We start from the raw sequence: 17,070 nt of genomic DNA on the forward strand, positions 1-17,070 counted from the left end.
ATTCTCACTTCTTCTGGAAGGCGGGATGCCACGACAGGGTCAGCCGCTCCAGCGCCCGCGAGGCGCTATCGGCGAGCTTGCCGAGCAAGGCGTAGATCAGGATCGAGAGCACGACGACGTCGATCAGCATGAACTCGCGCGCCTGCATCGCCATGTAGCCGAGGCCCGACGAGGCCGCGATGGTCTCGGCGACGATCAGGGTCAGCCACATGATGCCGAGCGCGAAGCGCAGGCCGACGAAGATCGAGGGCAGCGCGCCGGGAAAGATCACCCGGCGGAACAGCTCGCCGTCGGTCATGCCGTAAATGCGGCCCATCTCGATCAGCTGCGGATCGACGGTGCGGATGCCGTGCAGCGTGTTGAGATAGATCGGGAAGAACACGCCGAGCGCGACCAGGAACAGCTTTGCCGACTCGTCGATGCCGAACCACAGGATGACGAGCGGGATCAGCGCCAAATGCGGGATGTTGCGCACCATCTGCAAGGTGGTGTCGGTGAGCTTTGCCGACAGCTGCGACAGCCCATTGGCGAGGCCGAACGCAAAGCCGATGCCGCCGCCGATCAAGAAGCCGATCGAGGCGCGCCAGAAGCTGACCCAGATGTTGCGGACCAGTTCGCCTGAGAGCAGCAGCTTCCATCCCGCCACCGCGACGTCGGTCGGCGCCGGCAACACCCGCGAGGGAACAAAACCGGTGACGCAGGCAAGCTGCCAGACCAGCACGATCGCCAGCGGCACGATCCAGGGGATCAGTCCGTCGACCTTCGGAAGCTTCGGTGCGCCGACGCGCGGTAAACTGTCGATCAAGCTCATGATTGCGATGCCTGCTTCTGCGGACGGTAGTCGTTGCCGATGGTCTCGCCGAACGGCCCGGTGTTGACCCGGATCGGCGTCACGTTGCCGCCCTGCGCCAGCGACAACAGCGGGAACACCAATTCAGCGAAGCGATAGGCTTCCTCGAGATGCGGGTAACCCGACATGATGAAGGTATCGACGCCGATATCCTGATACTCCTTGATCCGCGCGGCGACGGTCTCGGGATCGCCGACCAGCGCGGTGCCGGCTCCGCCGCGCACCAGGCCGACGCCGGCCCACAAATTCGGGCTGATCTCGAGCTTGTCGCGGCGGCCGCCATGCAGTTGTGCCATGCGCTGCTGGCCGACCGAATCCATCCGCGCAAAGATCTTCTGCGCGGCGGCCACCGTGTCGTCGGTGACATACTGGATCAGCTCGTCGGCGGCGCGCCAGGCTTCCGCACTGGTCTCGCGCACGATCACATGCAGGCGGATGCCGAACGAGAGCTTGCGGCCACGCTGCGCCGCCACCGCCTTCACCTTGGCGATCTTCTCGGCGACCTGCGCCGGCGGCTCCCCCCAGGTCAGATATTTGTCGACGGTGTCGACCGCGACGTCGATGCCGGCGTCCGAGGAGCCGCCGAAATACAGCGGCGGCCGCGGCGACTGCACCGGATTGAACAGCAGGCGGCCGTCCTCGATCCGGATGTGCTCGCCTTCGACATTGACGGTCTTGCCCGCCAGGAGATCGCTGTAGACATTGAGGAACTCGCGGGTCACCGCGTAGCGCTCGTCATGACCTAAGAAAATGCCGTCGCCCTTGTTCTCGATCGGATCGCCGCCGGTGACGACGTTGATCAGCAGACGGCCGTTCGACAGCCGGTCCAGCGTCGCGGTCATGCGTGCGGCGACGCTCGGCGACTGCAGCCCGGGCCTCACCGCCACGAGATAGCGCAGGCGTTCGGTCCAGGGCGCAACGGCCGAGGCCACCACCCAGGAATCCTCGCAGCTCCGCCCGGTCGGCAGCAGCACGCCGTAATAGCCGAGCTGATCCGCGGCCTGCGCGATCTGGCGCAGATAATTGAAGTTCACCTCGCGGCCGCCGATCGACGTGCCGAGATAGCGGCTGTCGCCGTGGGTCGGCAGGAACCAGAGGATGTTGGCGTTGGTTGGGGTGCTCACGTGCCCGGCCTCCATGCGACGTCGGAAATCTTGATTTGTTTCGGGATCAGGCCGAGCGCGAAGAACGTGTCGGCGACCTGCTGCTGGTCTGCGACCACGGCATCGGTGACCGGCTTGATGCCGTAGGCCTGCCGCTTCAGCGCGACCTCGACCACCGGCAAGGACAGGCCGATGCTCGGCGCCAGCTGCTCGGCAACGGCATGGATGTCGCCCTTGGCCCAGTCGTCGACCTCGCTCAGCTGCGCCAGCACGAGCTCGACGAGCTTCGGATCGGCCTGCAGGAATTTCTTCGAGGCGAAGTAGAACTGATAGTTCGCGACGATGCCGGTGCCGTCGGCGACGGTGCGGGCGCCGGTCGCAGCCTCGGCCGCGGCCTGGAACGGATCCCAGATCACCCAGGCATCGACCGCGCCGCGCTCGAACGCCGCGCGCGCATCGGCCGGCGCCAGGAACACCGGCTCGATCTCGGAATATTTGACGCCGGCCTTCTCCAGCGCCTTCACCAAGAGGTAGTGGACGTTGGAGCCCTTGTTCAGCGCGACCTTCTTGCCCTTCAGGTCAGCGACCGACTTGATCGCGCTGTCCTTCGGCACCAGGATCGCCTCGCCCTTCGGCGCCGGCGGCTCGTAGGCGACATACTGGATCGGCGCGCCGGCGGCCTGCGCGAAGATCGGCGGCGCCTCGCCGGTGTTGCCGAAATCGATCGCGCCGACATTGAGCGCCTCGAGCAGCGGCGGCCCGGACGGAAACTCGGTCCACACCACCTTGGTGCCGACCGCCTTCAGCTTGTCCTCGAGGGACCCCTTGCTCTTGAGCAGCACCAGCTTGCCGTATTTCTGGTAACCGATGCGGACCACCTTGTCCTCGCCGTAGGAGGCGCTGACGGTTGCGGCGACGATGCTGAGCGACAGCACCGCGCGGGCGATCCAGCGTCGAAATAAACGCGTCATGGGACTATCCTCTGCATTGAAATGACCAAACGCGCGCCGATCAGGTCTGGGGATTGCGCCAGACGATGTCGCGGATCGCGATCTGCTTCGGGATCAGGCCGAGCTTGAAGAAGCGGTCGGCGACGCCCTGCTGGGTCGCGATGATGTCGTCGGTCACGGGTCCGACCTTGAACGACGAGCGGTTCGCGGCGATGGTCTGGATATCGAGCGCGATGCCGGTCACCGCACTCAACGACTTCGCCACCTCGTCGCGATGCGCCTCGGCCCAGGCTGCGGTCGACGTCGTGACATCGATGATCTGTTGCAGGATGCTTCCGTTGTTCTTCGCAAAATCCCGGTTAGCGATGTAGAACGAATTGGTCTTGGTGATCTCGTTCGCGTTGACCAGGATGCGGCCGTTCTGCTTGGTCTCGCCGATCGCGAAGTAGGGATCCCAGATCGCCCACGCGTCGATGCTGCCGTTGGCGAAGGCGGGGCCCGCATCCGGCGGCGTCAGATAGACCGGCGTGATGTCGGCATAGGTGAGACCGGCCTTCTCCAGCGTCTGCACCGTGATGTTGTGCGCGCTGGAACCCTTGGTGAAGCCGACGCGCTTGCCCTTCAGTTCGGCGATGGTCCGGATCGCGGAGTTCTGCGGCACCAGGATGCCCTGTCCGTTGGTGATCGGCTGCCCGGCGGCGTAGACGATAGCAGCACCCGCGGCCTGCGCGAACGCCGGCGGGGAATCGCCGACCGCGCCGTAATCGATGCTGCCGACATTCATAGCCTCCATCATCGGCGGGCCCGAGGAAAACTCGACCCATTTCACCTCGATGCCCTGCGGCTTGAAATGATTTTCCAGCGTCGCGCGCTGCCGCGCGATGACCAGCACGCCGTTCTTCTGATAGCCGATACGAATCTCCTTCACGCCCGATTGCGCTCGCGCGCGCTGCGTCAGCGCAGCGGCCGCCGCCGTGCCAAGCGACAGTTTGAGAAACTCACGACGCTTCATTCCAAAACTCTCCTGACGATCAAGCGCGCTATCGCGCTGCACGATCATGCGATGTCAGGATGATGGGGCGCGCGAATGAAGCTGTCGAGCACCGCACAAAAATAGCGATGCCAGCACTTCGGTGCCGGCATCGCGCGTGCCGTTTCTTTTAAGCCGCGGATCGCGCGTAGCGAATTATTTTCCTCACGGAAACGCGAGGTCGCGGTACAGAAGCGTTTTCGAACGAAGTGGGTACCGGTTCGCGTGAAGAAAACGCGTCCAACAAGAATCTGGAATATCGGCTCTGATTATCAGAGCCGGTGCTCCAGCAGTCGATCAGCCGGCGGCTGCCACCTTCGAGCCGACATTGACCGCGAGTTTACCATAGCGGTCCGTGAACGCCTGGGTGTCGATCTCCTCGAGCTTAATCGAGCTGTCCAGCACGCCCCTCTTCCAGGCATCGTGCTCGGGATCGTGCTGGAACTCCGGCATCACTTCCTTCGCGAACAGCTCGAGCGACTCGCAGATGTGCTCATGCGTGTTCTTGCCGGCCTGGTTGAGCAGGATCACCTGATCGATATGCGACGAGCGAAAGCGCCGCAGTTTCTTGCGCAAGGTCTCGGGCGAGCCGATCAGGCCGCCGCGCAGCGCGGCCTCCTGCGCCTCCGGATTGTCGCGCTTCCACTTGTTGTACTCGTCCCACATGTTGACGGTGCCGGGCGCCGGCCGCTGCCGGTTTTGTGCCTGGCCGTAATAGCGCAGCGCGAACTGGAAGAAGGTCGCGCCGTCGGCGCGCCTGCGCGCTTCCTCGTCCGTCTTCGCGCACATGAAGAACGAGACCAGCGCCATGTTCGGATTGATCTCGTAGTCGGCGAGCTTCTTCAGCCGCTTGGTGATCGCGTTGTAATAGGCGTGCACCCAGGCATGCGCCGCCTCGGCGCTGACGAACTGAAAGCCGAGCGCGCCAAACCCGTTCTGCCCGGCGCGTTCGATGGTCGGCAGTTGCGAGCACGCCATCCAGAGCGGCGGATGCGGCTTCTGCACCGGCTTCGGCACGACATTGCGCAGCGGGATATCGAAATACTTGCCGTGATGCTCGGTGCCGACCTTGCTGAACATCGGAAAGATCGCCTGCACGGCTTCCTCGAACACCTCGCGCTTGGTTTCCATGTCGCGGCCGAACGGCGTCAGCTCGGTGATCGAGGCGCTTTCGCCCATGCCGAACTCGCAGCGGCCGTTGCTCAAGAGATCGAGCACCGCGACCCGCTCGGCGACGCGGGCGGGATGATTGGTGGTGAGCTGGAAGATGCCGTGGCCGAGCCGGATGTTCTTGGTGCGCTGGCTCGCGGCGGCGAGGAAGGATTCCGGCGCCGGCGAGTGCGAATATTCCTCGAGGAAGTGGTGCTCCACGACCCAGGCGTAGTCGTAAGCGAGCCGGTCGGCGGTTTCCAATTGCGTCAGCGCGTTCTGGTAGAGCCTGAGCTCGTCGCCGTCGTTCCAGGGGCGCGGCAATTGCAGCTCGTAAAAGATGCCGAATTTCATGGAGTCACTCCCAAGGCATGTTGCAAGGCTTCTTGTTGTGCACCGCAGTCTATTGCGCGGGTCCTTGAAGTCCAGCCTCCGCCAATTCCGGGACGCGGGAGAGGTCAGCCGAAGATTATCGCCGGGCGAAACAACCGGCAGATCATCCCGAATCTCCCGCTGTTTTCGCCGCGCATTGATCTAGATCAGTGCGCAAGCGTGACCCGTTGTTACTTGTTTGGAGGGCAACGAGGCCCCCTCCCAACTTTTTGACGAGACGACGCATGTTGGCAACCAGCGACGATGCGAGCGCGAGGCCGCGCCGAAGGCGCATGGAGATCTTTGCGTTCCTCTTTCTCACCGCGGTCCTGATGCCTGCCCTGGCAGTTGCCACGGTGGGTAGCTACGGCCTTGCGGTTTGGATCTACCAGATGATGGCGGGACCCCCGGGTCCTCCTCCACCACATTGACCAGCCCAGGGAACGCACGCGCCGTGACCAGATCTCTCATCGCCATCGATCGTCGCGCCCTCATCACTGGCCGCGTGCTTGCGACCGATCACGTGCCGCCACCGCCCGGCGGCGAGATCGCCAGCATCCTGGTGCAAGCCCGACCCGACCACCTCGACAGGGTCGCCGCCGCGATCACCGCATTGCCCGGCTGTGAGATCCACGGCCGCGACGAGAGGGGGAAGTTCGTCGTCGTTGTCGACGCGCCTAATGCGAGTTCACTCGGCTCGACCTTGAACGAAATCTCGGCATTACCGCATGTCTACTCCGCATCGCTCGTGTTCCACGCCGTCGATGCCGCGAGCGTCTGATCGAACGGGGAAGGTCAACACCATGTCCGCGCCCAAACTGGACCGTCGTCAAATCCTGAAACTGGAGGCGGCTGCGATGGCCGCGCTCGCCGGAGGCATGCCGGTCGCGGCCAAAGCCGCCAACCTCGTCACCGAACGCAACGAGAGCGAATTGAAGTGGGACAAGGCGCCGTGCCGGTTCTGCGGCACCGGCTGCAGCGTCATGGTCGCGACCAAGGACAATCGCGTCGTCGCCACCCATGGCGACATCAAGTCGGAGGTCAACCGCGGCCTGAATTGCGTGAAGGGCTATTTCCTCTCCAAGATCATGTACGGCCACGATCGCCTGACCCGGCCGATGCTGCGCAAGTCCAACGGCAAATTCGACAAGAACGGCGAGTTCACCGCCGTGTCGTGGGACGAAGCGTTCGACGTGATGGCGGAGAAGTTCAAGGCGGCCTTGAAGAAGCGCGGGCCGAGCGGTGTCGGCATGTTTGGCTCCGGCCAGTGGACGATCTGGGAAGGCTACGCCGCCTCAAAACTGTTCAAGGCCGGCTTCCGCTCCAACAACATCGATCCCAATGCGCGCCACTGCATGGCGTCGGCCGCAGTCGGCTTCATGCGCACCTTCGGCATCGACGAGCCGATGGGCTGCTATGACGATATCGAGGCCGCCGACGCCTTCGTGCTGTGGGGCTCGAACATGGCGGAGATGCACCCGATCCTGTGGACCCGCGTCGCCGACCGCAGACTCTCCGCGCCGCATGTCCGCGTGGCCGTGCTGTCGACCTTCGAGCACCGCTCGTTCGACCTCGCCGATATCGGCCTCGTCTTCAAGCCGCAGGCCGATCTCTATCTGCTCAACGCCATCGCCAACCACATCGTGAAGACCGGGCGGGTCAACAAGGACTTCGTCGACAAGCACACGCTGTTCAAGCGCGGCCAGACCGACATCGGCTACGGCCTGCGTCCCGAGCATCCGCTCGAGAAGAAGGCGACCGGACGCGCCAAGGCCGGCGACGCCACCGACATGACCTACGACGAGTACGTCAAGTTCCTCTCCGACTACACGCTGGCGAAGGCGGCCGAGATGGCCGGCGTTCCGCTCAATCGGCTGGAGGCGCTCGCCGAACTCTATGCCGATCCCAAGGTCAAGGTCATGAGCCTGTGGACCATGGGCTTCAACCAGCACACCCGCGGCGTCTGGTGCAACAACCTTGTCTACAACCTGCATCTGCTGACCGGAAAGATCTCCGAGCCCGGCAACAGCCCGTTCTCGCTGACCGGCCAGCCCTCGGCCTGCGGCACCGCGCGCGAGGTCGGCACCTTCTCGCACCGCCTGCCGGCCGACATGGTCGTCACCAACAAGGAGCATCGCGACAAGACGGAGCACATCTGGAAGCTTCCCGAAGGCACCATCCCCGACAAGCCCGGCTATCACGCGGTGTTGCAGAACCGCATGCTGAAGGACGGCTTGCTCAACGCCTACTGGATCCAGGTCAACAACAACCTGCAGGCCGCGGCCAACGCCAACGAGGAGACCTATCTCGGCTATCGCAATCCCGAAAACTTCATCGTGGTCTCGGACGCCTATCCGTCGGTGACGGCGCTCGCCGCCGATCTCATTCTGCCGGCGGCGATGTGGGTCGAGAAGGAAGGCGCCTACGGCAATGCCGAGCGGCGGACCCACGCGTGGCACCAATTGGTATCAGCACCTGGCGAAGCGAAGTCCGACCTCTGGCAGCTCATGGAGTTTTCCAAGCGCTTCAAGGTCGAGGAGGTCTGGCCCGAGGAGTTGATCGCGAAGAAGCCGGAGTACCGCGGCAAGACGTTGTTCGACGTGCTCTACCGCAACGGCGAGGTCGACAAGTTTCCGGTCAGCGACATCGAATCCGGCTACGCCAACGATGAGTCGAAGGCCTTCGGCTTCTATGTCCACAAAGGCCTGTTCGAGGAATACGCGTCGTTCGGCCGCGGCCATGGTCACGACCTCGCGCCGTTCGACACCTATCACCAGGTGCGCGGACTGCGCTGGCCGGTGGTCAACGGCCAGGAGACACGCTGGCGCTTCCGCGAGGGGCTTGATCCCTACGTCCGTCAGGGCGCCGGCGTCCAGTTCTACGGCTTCCCCGACGGAAGAGCGCGCATCTTCGCCCTGCCCTACGAACCGGCGGCGGAGGAGCCCGACAAGGACTATCCGCTCTGGCTCTCGACCGGCCGCGTGCTCGAGCATTGGCACTCCGGCACCATGACCCGCCGCGTGCCCGAGCTGTACAAGGCGTTCCCCGAAGCCGTCTGCTTCATGCACCCGGACGACGCTGCCGAGCTGAAGTTGCGCCGCGGCGACGAGGTCAAGGTCGAGTCGCGCCGTGGCTACATCCGCGTCCGGCTGGAAACCCGCGGCCGCGACAAGCCGCCGCGCGGACTCGTGTTCGTCCCCTGGTTCGACGAATCCAAGATGATCAACAAGGTGACGCTGGACGCGACCGACCCGATCTCGCTGCAGACCGACTACAAGAAATGCGCCGTGCGCGTCGAGAAGGTGACGACGACATGATCGGAAAGTCCGCCATCCTCGTCCTTGCGATTGTGCTTGCGGCCGCATCGAGCTCGCTGTTTGCGCAAGGCGTCAACTCCGCCCTGCGCGGCCCTGCTCCCCTCAACGAGGAAGGCCCGGCGCCGCCGATGACGCCGATGCGCAACACCGCGGAGCGGGAGATCCGCAACTACCCGGAGCAGCCGCCGGTGATCCCGCACTCGATCGACGGTTACCAGGTCGACATCAACGGCAATAAGTGCCTGTCCTGCCATGCGCGCGCCCGCACCGGTGAATCGCAGGCGCCGATGGTCTCGATCACCCATTTCATGGACCGCGACGGCCAGTTCCTCTCCTCGGTGTCGCCGCGCCGCTTCTTCTGCACCGAATGCCACGTGCCGCAGAACGTCGCGACGCCGCCGGTGAGCAACGATTTCGTCGACATCGACACCATCCTGAATCGCGCAGCACCGGGTGGGCGGCGATGAACGAAGCCGAAAAGCAGAAGCAGACTGCGGGCTTTTTCGCCCGCGTCTGGCACTTTGCCCTTGAATTGTGGGACGTGCTGATCCGGCCGAGCACGGTGTTCGGGCTCGGCGTCCTGGTGCTCGCCGGCTTCGTCGCGGGCGTGATCTTCTGGGGCGGCTTCAACACGGCGCTCGAGCTGACCAACACCGAGAAGTTCTGCACCGGCTGCCACGAGATGCGCGACAACGTGTTAGCCGAACTCAAGTCGACCATCCATTTCACCAACCGGTCCGGCGTTCGCGCCAGTTGCCCGGACTGCCACGTCCCGCACAACTGGACCGACAAGATCGCCCGCAAGATGCAGGCCTCCAAGGAGGTCTGGGGCCACATCTTCGGCAGCATCGACACCCGCGACAAATTCGTCGACCACCGGCTCGAACTGGCGCTGCACGAATGGGCCCGCTTCAAGGCCAATGATTCCCTAGAGTGCCGCAACTGCCACAGCGCGCAATCCATGGACATCACCAAGCAGTCGCCGCGCGCCTCCGTCGCCCACCAGCGCTTCCTGTTCACGGGCGAGAAGACCTGTATCGATTGCCACAAGGGCATCGCGCACCATCTGCCCGACATGCGGGGTGTTCCGGGCTGGCAGTGATCGCCGCTCACGGCGGGCCTTCGGCGCCTTGCACTGACGGCGCGAATGGTTAGCTTGTGAGGGCTGAGTCGCGGCGCTATCGGTCGCGCGCTCACTCTTCCGAAAGCTTATGACCACCTTCACGCCGCATCAGGACACTGCGCTGAAAGCCGTCGCCGACTGGCTGAAGGCCAAGCCCGGCCAGAACGGCACGCCGCCGGTGTTCCGCCTGTTCGGCTACGCCGGAACCGGCAAGACCACGCTCGCCCGCCACATCGCCGAAGGCGTCGACGGCGAGGTGAAGTTCGCGGCCTTCACCGGCAAGGCGGCGCTCGTCATGCGCAACAAGGGCTGCGACAGCGCCTCCACGATCCATTCCCTGATCTACCGCGCCCGCGAGTCCGGCGTCGAGCAGCCGAGCTTCGAGCTCTGGGACGACGCGCCGGCATCGAAGGCGAAGCTGATCGTGATCGACGAATGCTCGATGGTCGATGCCGAACTCGGCCGCGATTTGATGTCGTTCGACTGCCCGCTGCTGGTGCTCGGCGATCCCGCGCAATTGCCGCCGATCCAGGGCGGCGGCTTCTTCACCGATGCCGAGCCCGACGCGATGCTGACCGAGGTGCACCGCCAGGCGCAGGACGATCCGATCGTGCGGATGTCGATGGATATCCGCGAGGGCCGCGAGCTCGAGATCGGCCGCCACGGCGAGAGCGAAGTGGTCTCGCGCAAGGAGCTCGATCCGGACCGCGTGATGAGCGCCGACCAGGTGCTGGTCGGCCGCAACAACACCCGACGCGCCTACAACATGCGGGTGCGGCAGCGGCAGAACATCGAGGATCCGCTGCCGGTTGCCGGCGACAAGCTGGTCTGCCTGCGCAACAACCGCAAGAAGGGCCTGTTCAACGGCGGCCTGTGGCGGGTCAAGGCGCGCGCGCAGTCGAAATCCAGGATCATCACCATGCGCGTGATGCCGGATGAGGATTTTGGCTACAAGGTCACCAAGGTCTCGGTGCGCGGCGAATGCTTCGACGGCGGCGTCGAGGGCGTGCCGTGGGAGCAGCGCAAGCCCTATGACGAGTTCGACTACGGCTACGTGCTGACCGTGCACAAGTCGCAGGGCTCGCAATGGGACGACGTCGTGCTGTTCGACGAGAGTTTTGCGTTCCAGGACTCGCGCGCGCGGTGGCTCTACACGGGCATCACGCGGGCAGCGAAGCGGCTGAGCGTGGTGGTGTGACGCTGTCATTCCGGGGCGATGCGAAAGCATCGAACCCGGAATCTCGAGATTCCGGGTTCGGCCCTGCGGACCGCCCCGGAATGACGCCGTCGAACGAGCCGTGCCCTCACGAAACCGTGTGGCCGGAGCCGTAACAAAGCGTCCCCTCGCCCGTATTTTGAAGCGTCGGAGCCGCCCGGCCTGATTGGCCAATGCCGGCTCCCGCTCTAGACTGGCCCCACTTGCGATCCCACGAGGAACCCATGCTCAAAAGCTCCCTCAGCCGCCTCTCGCTGTGCGCCGCCGCGATCGGCGCGCTGGCCGTTACAGCTTTTGCCGTTGCGCCCTCGCTTGCCGCCGAAGACGCGGTGATCATCCCGCCGCCGGCCGCGAGCGCGCCGGAATCCGGCATCAAGACCGCGGTGCTGGCCGGCGGCTGCTTCTGGGGTGTGCAAGGCGTGTTCCAGCACACCGCCGGCATCGTCAGCGCGGTGTCCGGCTACTCCGGCGGCAGCAAGGCAAACGCCGATTACGAGAAGGTCTCGACCGGCACCACCGGCCATGCGGAATCGGTCGAGATCAAGTACGATCCGCAGAAGATCTCCTACGGCAAGATCCTGCAGATCTTCTTCTCCGTCGTGCACGACCCGACCCAGCTGAACCGACAGGGCCCCGATTCCGGCACGCAATATCGCTCGGCGATCTTCACCACCAGCGACGAGCAGAAGAAGGTGGCGGACGCCTATATCGCCCAGCTCAACGCGGCCAAGGTCTACAAGAAGCCGATCGTCACCAAGGTCGGCGCGCTGGAGGCGTTCTATCCGGCGGAGGGCTACCACCAGGACTATCTGACGCTGCACCCGAACCAGCCCTATATTGCCTATAACGACATCCCGAAGGTCGAGAACCTGAAGAAGATCTTCGCGGAGAACTACATCGAGAAGCCGACGCTGGTGGGCAGCACCAAGGTCACCAACTGAGCATCTCGCAAAGGAGGTTGAATGTCCGATACCAAGACCGACGGCAAGGTCCGCAAGAGTGAGGCCGAGTGGCGCAAGGAATTGACGCCGATGCAGTACGCCGTGCTGCGCGAGAAAGCGACCGAGCGGCCCTTCACCGGTGAGTATGAGCATGATCCGCGCAAGGGCACCTATGTCTGCGCCGGCTGCGGGCAGACGCTGTTCGAATCCGACCAGAAGTTCGATTCCGGCTGCGGCTGGCCGAGCTTCTCCAAGCCCGCGGTCGAGAGCCATGTCGACGAGGAGCGCGACATGAGCCACGGCATGATCCGCACCGAGGTACTGTGCTCGAAATGCGACGGCCATCTCGGCCACGTCTTCAACGATGGCCCCGGCCCGACCGGCCTGCGCTACTGCATCAACTCGGCGGCGCTGAAGCTGAACGAGAAGAAGTAACGGCGCCAACTCCGCTCGTCATGCGCGGGCTTGACCCGCGCATCCATCGAAAGAGAGAGCGTTTCTCCGTGATGGATTGCCGGGTCAAGCCCGGCAATGACGATGGTAGGCTTGGCAAACATCCCGCCTTAGCCGCTCCCGCCCCCGGCAACATCCTCGTGATCGGCTGACGGCCTTAACGACTCGCAGGCCGGAATGTGCTTTGCTCGGTATTTGCGGGGCCGTAGGCGTCTCGCCGTGCGGCTGCCGCCTGTTCTGAGGAGGGCGCCATGTCGCTTGGACTGATCCTCATCATCCTTCTGCTGATTATCCTGCTGGGCGGCTATAGCGGCCGAATTCGCGGCTATGGCTATGGCCTCGGCCACTCCGGAATGGGCCTTTTCGGGGTGATTTTGATCGTGGTCGCGATCCTGGCCTGGCTCGACAAGATTTGAGCACCATAAGCTATTGAAACAAAATGACTTATCTGGCCGGAACCCGTGCTATGCGCGGATTCAGCATGTGCCCTGTCAGGGGCGCTTCTGGGGTCGCATTTTTGTCAAAGAGGCCTATATTAGGGGTCGAAATGACGTGTACGGCGCGCCGCCGATAATAGGCCGGCCGTCCCCCAAAATCCCTTTCGCAACGCCAACTGACAAGAACACAAGAGGTCGTCGACCATGCGTCCCCTGCGTCCGTTCAACTATAACACATCTGCCGAACTGTTCCCTGCCGCGATCCGCAAGAAGAAGCGGGCGGGTTTCGCCTACCGCCGTTTCGGCACCGCTGCCGAGGCCGTGCAGTTCGCGATGGAGCAGCTGCCGGCGGACTCGCTGAACGGCGCCTATCTCCAGGTCGAGGAGGCCCGTTTCGACCAGAACGGCATCCGCTCGCTCTATGAGAGCGAGGCCTTCCCGCTGCCGCGTCGTCCGCGCCCGGCCGCCAGCCAGACCGACGCTGACGCCGCATAAGCTTTCTGCTGTTCGCTCAACGAAAAGCCCTCGGATCGATCCGGGGGCTTTTGTTTTGAGAGTTAAAGTCTCGGCTGCTTGTCGAGCCAGCGCCGCAGCATCCGCACATTGCGGATATTGGCACGGAACATGACGTCGAAGGCATCGCCCGCCACCGGCACCATGCCGATCACGCCGTCGACGGCGACGTTGGCGAGCATCCGCGCGGTGATGTGCCAGGGCGCGCCCAGCAACCGGGCCTCGCGCACCAGCCACAGCGAGATCGCGGTGGTGATGATATCGCCGACCACGGGGATCAGGCCGATCAGCCCGTCGATGCCGTAGCGCACATTGGTGCCCGGCACGATGAAGGCGACGTCGAGCAGCTTTGCGATCGTCTCCAGCCGCTGTAGCCGCTGCTCGCGGGTCAGATCGCCGAACGGATCGGCGGTGGAGTTGCGGAAGTCGAACTGGAAGCCTTCCTGAAAGGCTCCCTGAAAACCCTGGAACTGCGGATGCAGCGGGCCATCGGCGAGCTCGCGCCCGTCCTGGTCGATGACCTTGCCGCGCGCCTGCGCGCCGCCAAAAGGCGGCCGCGATCGCGCGGCGTGGGGCGTGAAGATGTCGTCCTCGGGCATGGCCATCACATGGTAACGCAGGCAGGCGGTTCAAGTTGCGTCACATTACCACCGTGTCACCTTCAAGGCCTGCTACCTCGAGGCTCTGCCGTGCTCGCGTTCAGTAGACGCCCTTGTTCATGGTCCGGAGCCGCTGCGCCAGCGTCCGCATGACCTTCAGGGCAAAATGCGGCGTCTGGCTCACAAGGAAGAGAAACTGCTTTTCCGAGACCGGGACGAGCTCGACATCCGTGAGCGCTGTAGCTGTCGCGCTCCTCGGCTCGTTGTCGATCAACGCCATCTCGCCAAAGATCGTGTCGGGCGCGAGGTCCGCCATGGTCTTGTTGCCGACCTGAATGCGCACATAACCGCTCTTGATCACGAAGAGCTCGTTGGCCTGCTCGCCCTCGCGAAAGATCACGCCGCCGGCCCGGACCAAGCGCGTTTCGATACTGTTGCCCGTCAGAAGGCTGAAGCTTGCATCTGCCACTCGAAATTCCTTTCCCCGAATCCGGATGCAGATCCCGTGCGTCCCGGTCGTCTGCAGCGACGGCTGAAATAAATACGCGAACACGGAATAGAGCAGGCCCGAGATCAGCATCGCCGCTGCCCCGAACGGCCGCGGGTCGCGAGGACGGACGCGGATGTGACATTGGGACTACGTTTGCATGACGCAGATATGACAGTTGTGTGAAGGCGGCCGGACCTCCGGCGCCTCTTGCGGTGACAAGACTACCGCAATGGCTGATCTATTCCGCGCCGTGCGTGAGCGCGGCCCGTGTCCGATCGCGACGTGCTCATTTAGGCGTTGGATCGAAATCGCCGATCGCGATTTCTGCTTTTCCCTTGGCAATGAGCACCTGCCCTAGTGCTGCGAAGCCGGCTGCGCCGGCGCGTGCAGCTCTTCGGCATATTTGTGCGCCAGCCAGGACGTGATCACGCCCGGGATGAAGCCGACCAATCCGTACAGGATGAACTGCACCGCGCCGCTCTCGGAGCCGTGCGAGGCGTAGGTCAATGCCGCACCAACGAACGCCACCGCGCCGACGAGCAGCATCCGCACCACCGGCGCGATCCGCCTCACATGCATCAGGATGTCGTCGATCGCACCGAACATCAGCGACGGCACGATGCCGAACAGATAATTGTATTGCAGCGACTTCACGAACACGACGAGCAGCTTGGTCACCTCGCCGCCGTTGGTCTCGGTCCAGTAGCCGGACTGATAGGTGGTCATGAGCAGCAGCAGGAAGCCGCCGATGAACGGACCGATGGCTGCGAAGATCAGATAGCGTTTCATGGCGTGCCCTTGCCCGACGTCAGCCAAGTGTAACGCGGTCGCGCGACGGTTCTAGGGAAAAATCGAAAGCTGCGGCGATGTTCCGGAGCTCTGCGCGTCGAATGCGCTGCAACAGCCGCTGAGGTTGCTGCGATACGGAATCGCCCGGACGAAGCCGGGCGATGACATTGCTGGCGACCGAGGCGAGAGCCGCTACTCGCCCCACGCGGCGAACGCCTCGTTGAAGGCCCGCTCGCCGGGGGCCCCCTTCTCGATCGCGATGATGGCGCGGCGCTGGTTGGTGTAGACCAGCGGCACGTCGAACCACGAGCGCTCCTTCAGGAGCTGCAGGTTACGCGAGCGGTCGGCGTCGACATTGGAGAGGCCGACCAGGAAGAAGCCGTCGGTGACCTTGACCGCGAGCCCGGCCAGCGGCGTGCCGCGCGCCTGCTCGTTGGACTTCATCAGGATGCCCGGCACGTTGCCGACGCCGCCATTGGCGAAGTCCTGCGGCAGGATGAAGGTCAATTCCGCGGTATGGCTCGCCGGCAGCGATGAATCGGTGTTGCGGCGGAACGACATCGTCATCTTGAACTTGCGATCGGGGATGTCGATGTCGGCGCGCACGGCGATGTCGGGCTTCTGGTTGCCAGATCCCTTGACCTGCTCGGTGCGCCAGACCACCGAACCGACATACTGCTTGCCCTTCGGATCCGACGGGTCCTCGTCATACAGCACCACGCGCTGCGCCACCGGGGCGACCGTCTCGCCCGACGACGAGGGCTGGCCGACGCGGTCGGTGATCTTCTTGCTCGCGGGCGTCGACGCGGCATCCTTCGGCGCCTCGACCGGGGCCGAGGATTTGAGCAGGCTGCTGACAAGGGTCATGGCCTGCTGCCGGAACAGGATGCCGGTGCCGACCAGGATCAGCAGGATGCCGATCACGATCGCGGTCTTGAACGGGAACATCGACCCGACGCGCGGCGGCTTCTTCGGCTCGCGCTCGCCGGTGCCGCCCCGCGACCGCTGCGGCGGCGGGCCCTGCGGCGGCTGCGGGGTGTAACGCTCGGCCTCCTCGATCGACTCGTCGTAGGAATACGGCGCCTCGGGATCGCCGCCGCGATTCTCCAGGCTCGGCTCGAGCCGGTCGAATTCCGGCGAGGGCGACGGCACGTTGGCGTAGGTCTTGCGCGCGTTGCGGCTGGCTTGCGCCGCGGCACGGCCGAGATCGTCGGCATCGGCGGTGATGTCGCGGAAGCCGCGCACTCCCGGCGCGGCCGGCGGCACGGGCGCGCCTTCCGGACCGCGGCGGGGCGGGCCTGGGCGGGCCGGCGGCGCCTGGGTCTCGGGACCGGGCGGGTTCTGCGGCCGCGGCGGGGCCGGCGGCGGCGCGTCGGGACGCAAATTGCGCGGCGGACGGGGTTCGGCCGGGGGCCGCGGGCGCGCGGCAGCGTCGGCCGGACTGGGCTCGGGGGGCCGGGCATTGGCGCGGCCACCGCGGGCAACCGCCGCGCCACCGGGGCGGGAGGCCTCGCGGGCGCGCTGCGCGGCCTCGGACTCGACCTTGCGAACCGCCTCTTCCAGCGACAGCCGTTCGCGGGTGATCTCGGATTCGGAGAGCGGCGGCTGCACGCCGCGGAGCTGCTGGATCAACGCCGTTCGCGCCCGCGCATACAGCGCACGGCGGGCTTCGCCGGGGGCGTTGGGGTCCAATCCGGCGATGGCACGGGCGATCAGCGGGTAGTAGTCAGCCATTTCC

19 protein-coding genes are annotated in these 17,070 nt (G+C 64.7%); 10 read left to right on the forward strand and 9 right to left on the reverse strand.

All coding sequences use genetic code 11. The features are described from left to right. Positions 1 to 4: 4 nt before the first annotated feature. The 5 genes from E2I15_RS21485 to E2I15_RS21505 form a co-directional block, all read right to left on the reverse strand. A complete protein-coding gene (locus E2I15_RS21485) occupies positions 5 to 811 on the reverse strand; it encodes an ABC transporter permease subunit (protein WP_137483608.1) in 807 nt (268 codons plus the stop codon). Further along, entirely contained in the window at positions 808 to 1,989 is a 1,182-nt protein-coding gene (ssuD, locus tag E2I15_RS21490; protein ID WP_137483609.1) for an FMNH2-dependent alkanesulfonate monooxygenase, read from the reverse strand. The genes E2I15_RS21485 and ssuD overlap by 4 nt, the downstream gene beginning before the upstream one ends. Further along, the gene (locus tag E2I15_RS21495) at positions 1,971 to 2,924 is read right to left on the reverse strand and encodes a sulfonate ABC transporter substrate-binding protein (RefSeq protein ID WP_137483610.1); all 954 of its coding nucleotides are present in this window, start codon (positions 2,922 to 2,924) and stop codon (positions 1,971 to 1,973) included. The genes ssuD and E2I15_RS21495 overlap by 19 nt, the downstream gene beginning before the upstream one ends. 40 nt (positions 2,925 to 2,964) lie before the next feature. After that, on the reverse strand, positions 2,965 to 3,915 hold the full coding sequence (locus E2I15_RS21500; RefSeq protein WP_137483611.1) for a sulfonate ABC transporter substrate-binding protein: 951 nt from the start codon (positions 3,913 to 3,915) through the stop codon (positions 2,965 to 2,967). A 315-nt stretch (positions 3,916 to 4,230) separates the two neighbouring features. Continuing rightward, positions 4,231 to 5,436, reverse strand: coding sequence for an LLM class flavin-dependent oxidoreductase (locus tag E2I15_RS21505; RefSeq protein WP_137483612.1), 1,206 nt, complete (start codon positions 5,434 to 5,436; stop codon positions 4,231 to 4,233). 263 nt (positions 5,437 to 5,699) lie between these two features. Here E2I15_RS21505 and napE point away from each other — a divergent pair, with 263 nt between their 5' ends. The 10 genes from napE (at position 5,700) to E2I15_RS21555 (ending at position 13,436) form a co-directional block, all read left to right on the forward strand. Beyond that, entirely contained in the window at positions 5,700 to 5,885 is a 186-nt protein-coding gene (gene napE, locus E2I15_RS21510; protein WP_170991814.1) for a periplasmic nitrate reductase, NapE protein, read from the forward strand. A gap of 23 nt (positions 5,886 to 5,908) precedes the next feature. After that, a complete protein-coding gene (locus tag E2I15_RS21515) occupies positions 5,909 to 6,235 on the forward strand; it encodes a chaperone NapD (RefSeq protein ID WP_137483613.1) in 327 nt (108 codons plus the stop codon). A gap of 22 nt (positions 6,236 to 6,257) precedes the next feature. Further along, the gene (napA, locus tag E2I15_RS21520) at positions 6,258 to 8,771 is read left to right on the forward strand and encodes a periplasmic nitrate reductase subunit alpha (protein ID WP_137483614.1); all 2,514 of its coding nucleotides are present in this window, start codon (positions 6,258 to 6,260) and stop codon (positions 8,769 to 8,771) included. Further along, the gene (locus E2I15_RS21525; protein ID WP_170991815.1) at positions 8,768 to 9,238 is read left to right on the forward strand and encodes a nitrate reductase cytochrome c-type subunit; all 471 of its coding nucleotides are present in this window, start codon (positions 8,768 to 8,770) and stop codon (positions 9,236 to 9,238) included. The genes napA and E2I15_RS21525 overlap by 4 nt, the downstream gene beginning before the upstream one ends. Further along, positions 9,235 to 9,873, forward strand: a complete 639-nt coding sequence (locus E2I15_RS21530; protein WP_137483616.1) for a NapC/NirT family cytochrome c — start codon at positions 9,235 to 9,237, stop codon at positions 9,871 to 9,873. Before E2I15_RS21525 ends, E2I15_RS21530 begins: the two co-directional genes overlap by 4 nt. 109 nt (positions 9,874 to 9,982) lie before the next feature. Further along, positions 9,983 to 11,092: an ATP-dependent DNA helicase gene (locus E2I15_RS21535; RefSeq protein ID WP_057017316.1), complete on the forward strand. Its 1,110-nt coding sequence runs from the start codon at positions 9,983 to 9,985 to the stop codon at positions 11,090 to 11,092. Between the two features lie 242 nt (positions 11,093 to 11,334). Next, a complete protein-coding gene (msrA, locus tag E2I15_RS21540) occupies positions 11,335 to 12,051 on the forward strand; it encodes a peptide-methionine (S)-S-oxide reductase MsrA (RefSeq protein ID WP_137483617.1) in 717 nt (238 codons plus the stop codon). Between the two features lie 21 nt (positions 12,052 to 12,072). Next, positions 12,073 to 12,486: a peptide-methionine (R)-S-oxide reductase MsrB gene (gene msrB / locus E2I15_RS21545; RefSeq protein WP_137483618.1), complete on the forward strand. Its 414-nt coding sequence runs from the start codon at positions 12,073 to 12,075 to the stop codon at positions 12,484 to 12,486. Positions 12,487 to 12,755: 269 nt separating this feature from the next. Next, complete coding sequence (locus E2I15_RS21550; RefSeq protein ID WP_016844323.1) at positions 12,756 to 12,920, forward strand: DUF3309 family protein; 165 nt, start codon at positions 12,756 to 12,758, stop codon at positions 12,918 to 12,920. A 225-nt stretch (positions 12,921 to 13,145) separates the two neighbouring features. Continuing rightward, complete coding sequence (locus E2I15_RS21555) at positions 13,146 to 13,436, forward strand: hypothetical protein (RefSeq protein WP_016844322.1); 291 nt, start codon at positions 13,146 to 13,148, stop codon at positions 13,434 to 13,436. A gap of 62 nt (positions 13,437 to 13,498) precedes the next feature. Here the strand turns inward: E2I15_RS21555 and E2I15_RS21560 are convergent, their stop codons facing one another. The 4 genes from E2I15_RS21560 to E2I15_RS21575 all read right to left on the reverse strand — a co-directional run bounded on the left by E2I15_RS21560 (position 13,499) and on the right by E2I15_RS21575 (position 17,066). Then, positions 13,499 to 14,059 carry a DUF4112 domain-containing protein gene (locus E2I15_RS21560; protein ID WP_137483619.1) on the reverse strand — a complete coding sequence of 187 codons (561 nt, stop codon included), beginning with the start codon at positions 14,057 to 14,059 and terminating at the stop codon, positions 13,499 to 13,501. Positions 14,060 to 14,153: 94 nt separating this feature from the next. Beyond that, positions 14,154 to 14,633, reverse strand: coding sequence for a Crp/Fnr family transcriptional regulator (locus E2I15_RS21565; RefSeq protein WP_137483620.1), 480 nt, complete (start codon positions 14,631 to 14,633; stop codon positions 14,154 to 14,156). 264 nt (positions 14,634 to 14,897) lie between these two features. After that, positions 14,898 to 15,332: a DUF5413 family protein gene (locus tag E2I15_RS21570; RefSeq protein ID WP_137483621.1), complete on the reverse strand. Its 435-nt coding sequence runs from the start codon at positions 15,330 to 15,332 to the stop codon at positions 14,898 to 14,900. 192 nt (positions 15,333 to 15,524) lie between these two features. After that, positions 15,525 to 17,066 (reverse strand): hypothetical protein, encoded by a 1,542-nt coding sequence (locus tag E2I15_RS21575; protein WP_155262503.1) that lies wholly within the window; start codon positions 17,064 to 17,066, stop codon positions 15,525 to 15,527. Between the last annotated feature and the right edge of the window lie 4 nt (positions 17,067 to 17,070).

This window comes from Bradyrhizobium sp. BR2003, from assembly GCF_009720285.1.
Classification (GTDB): Bacteria; Pseudomonadota; Alphaproteobacteria; order Rhizobiales; family Xanthobacteraceae; genus Bradyrhizobium; species Bradyrhizobium elkanii.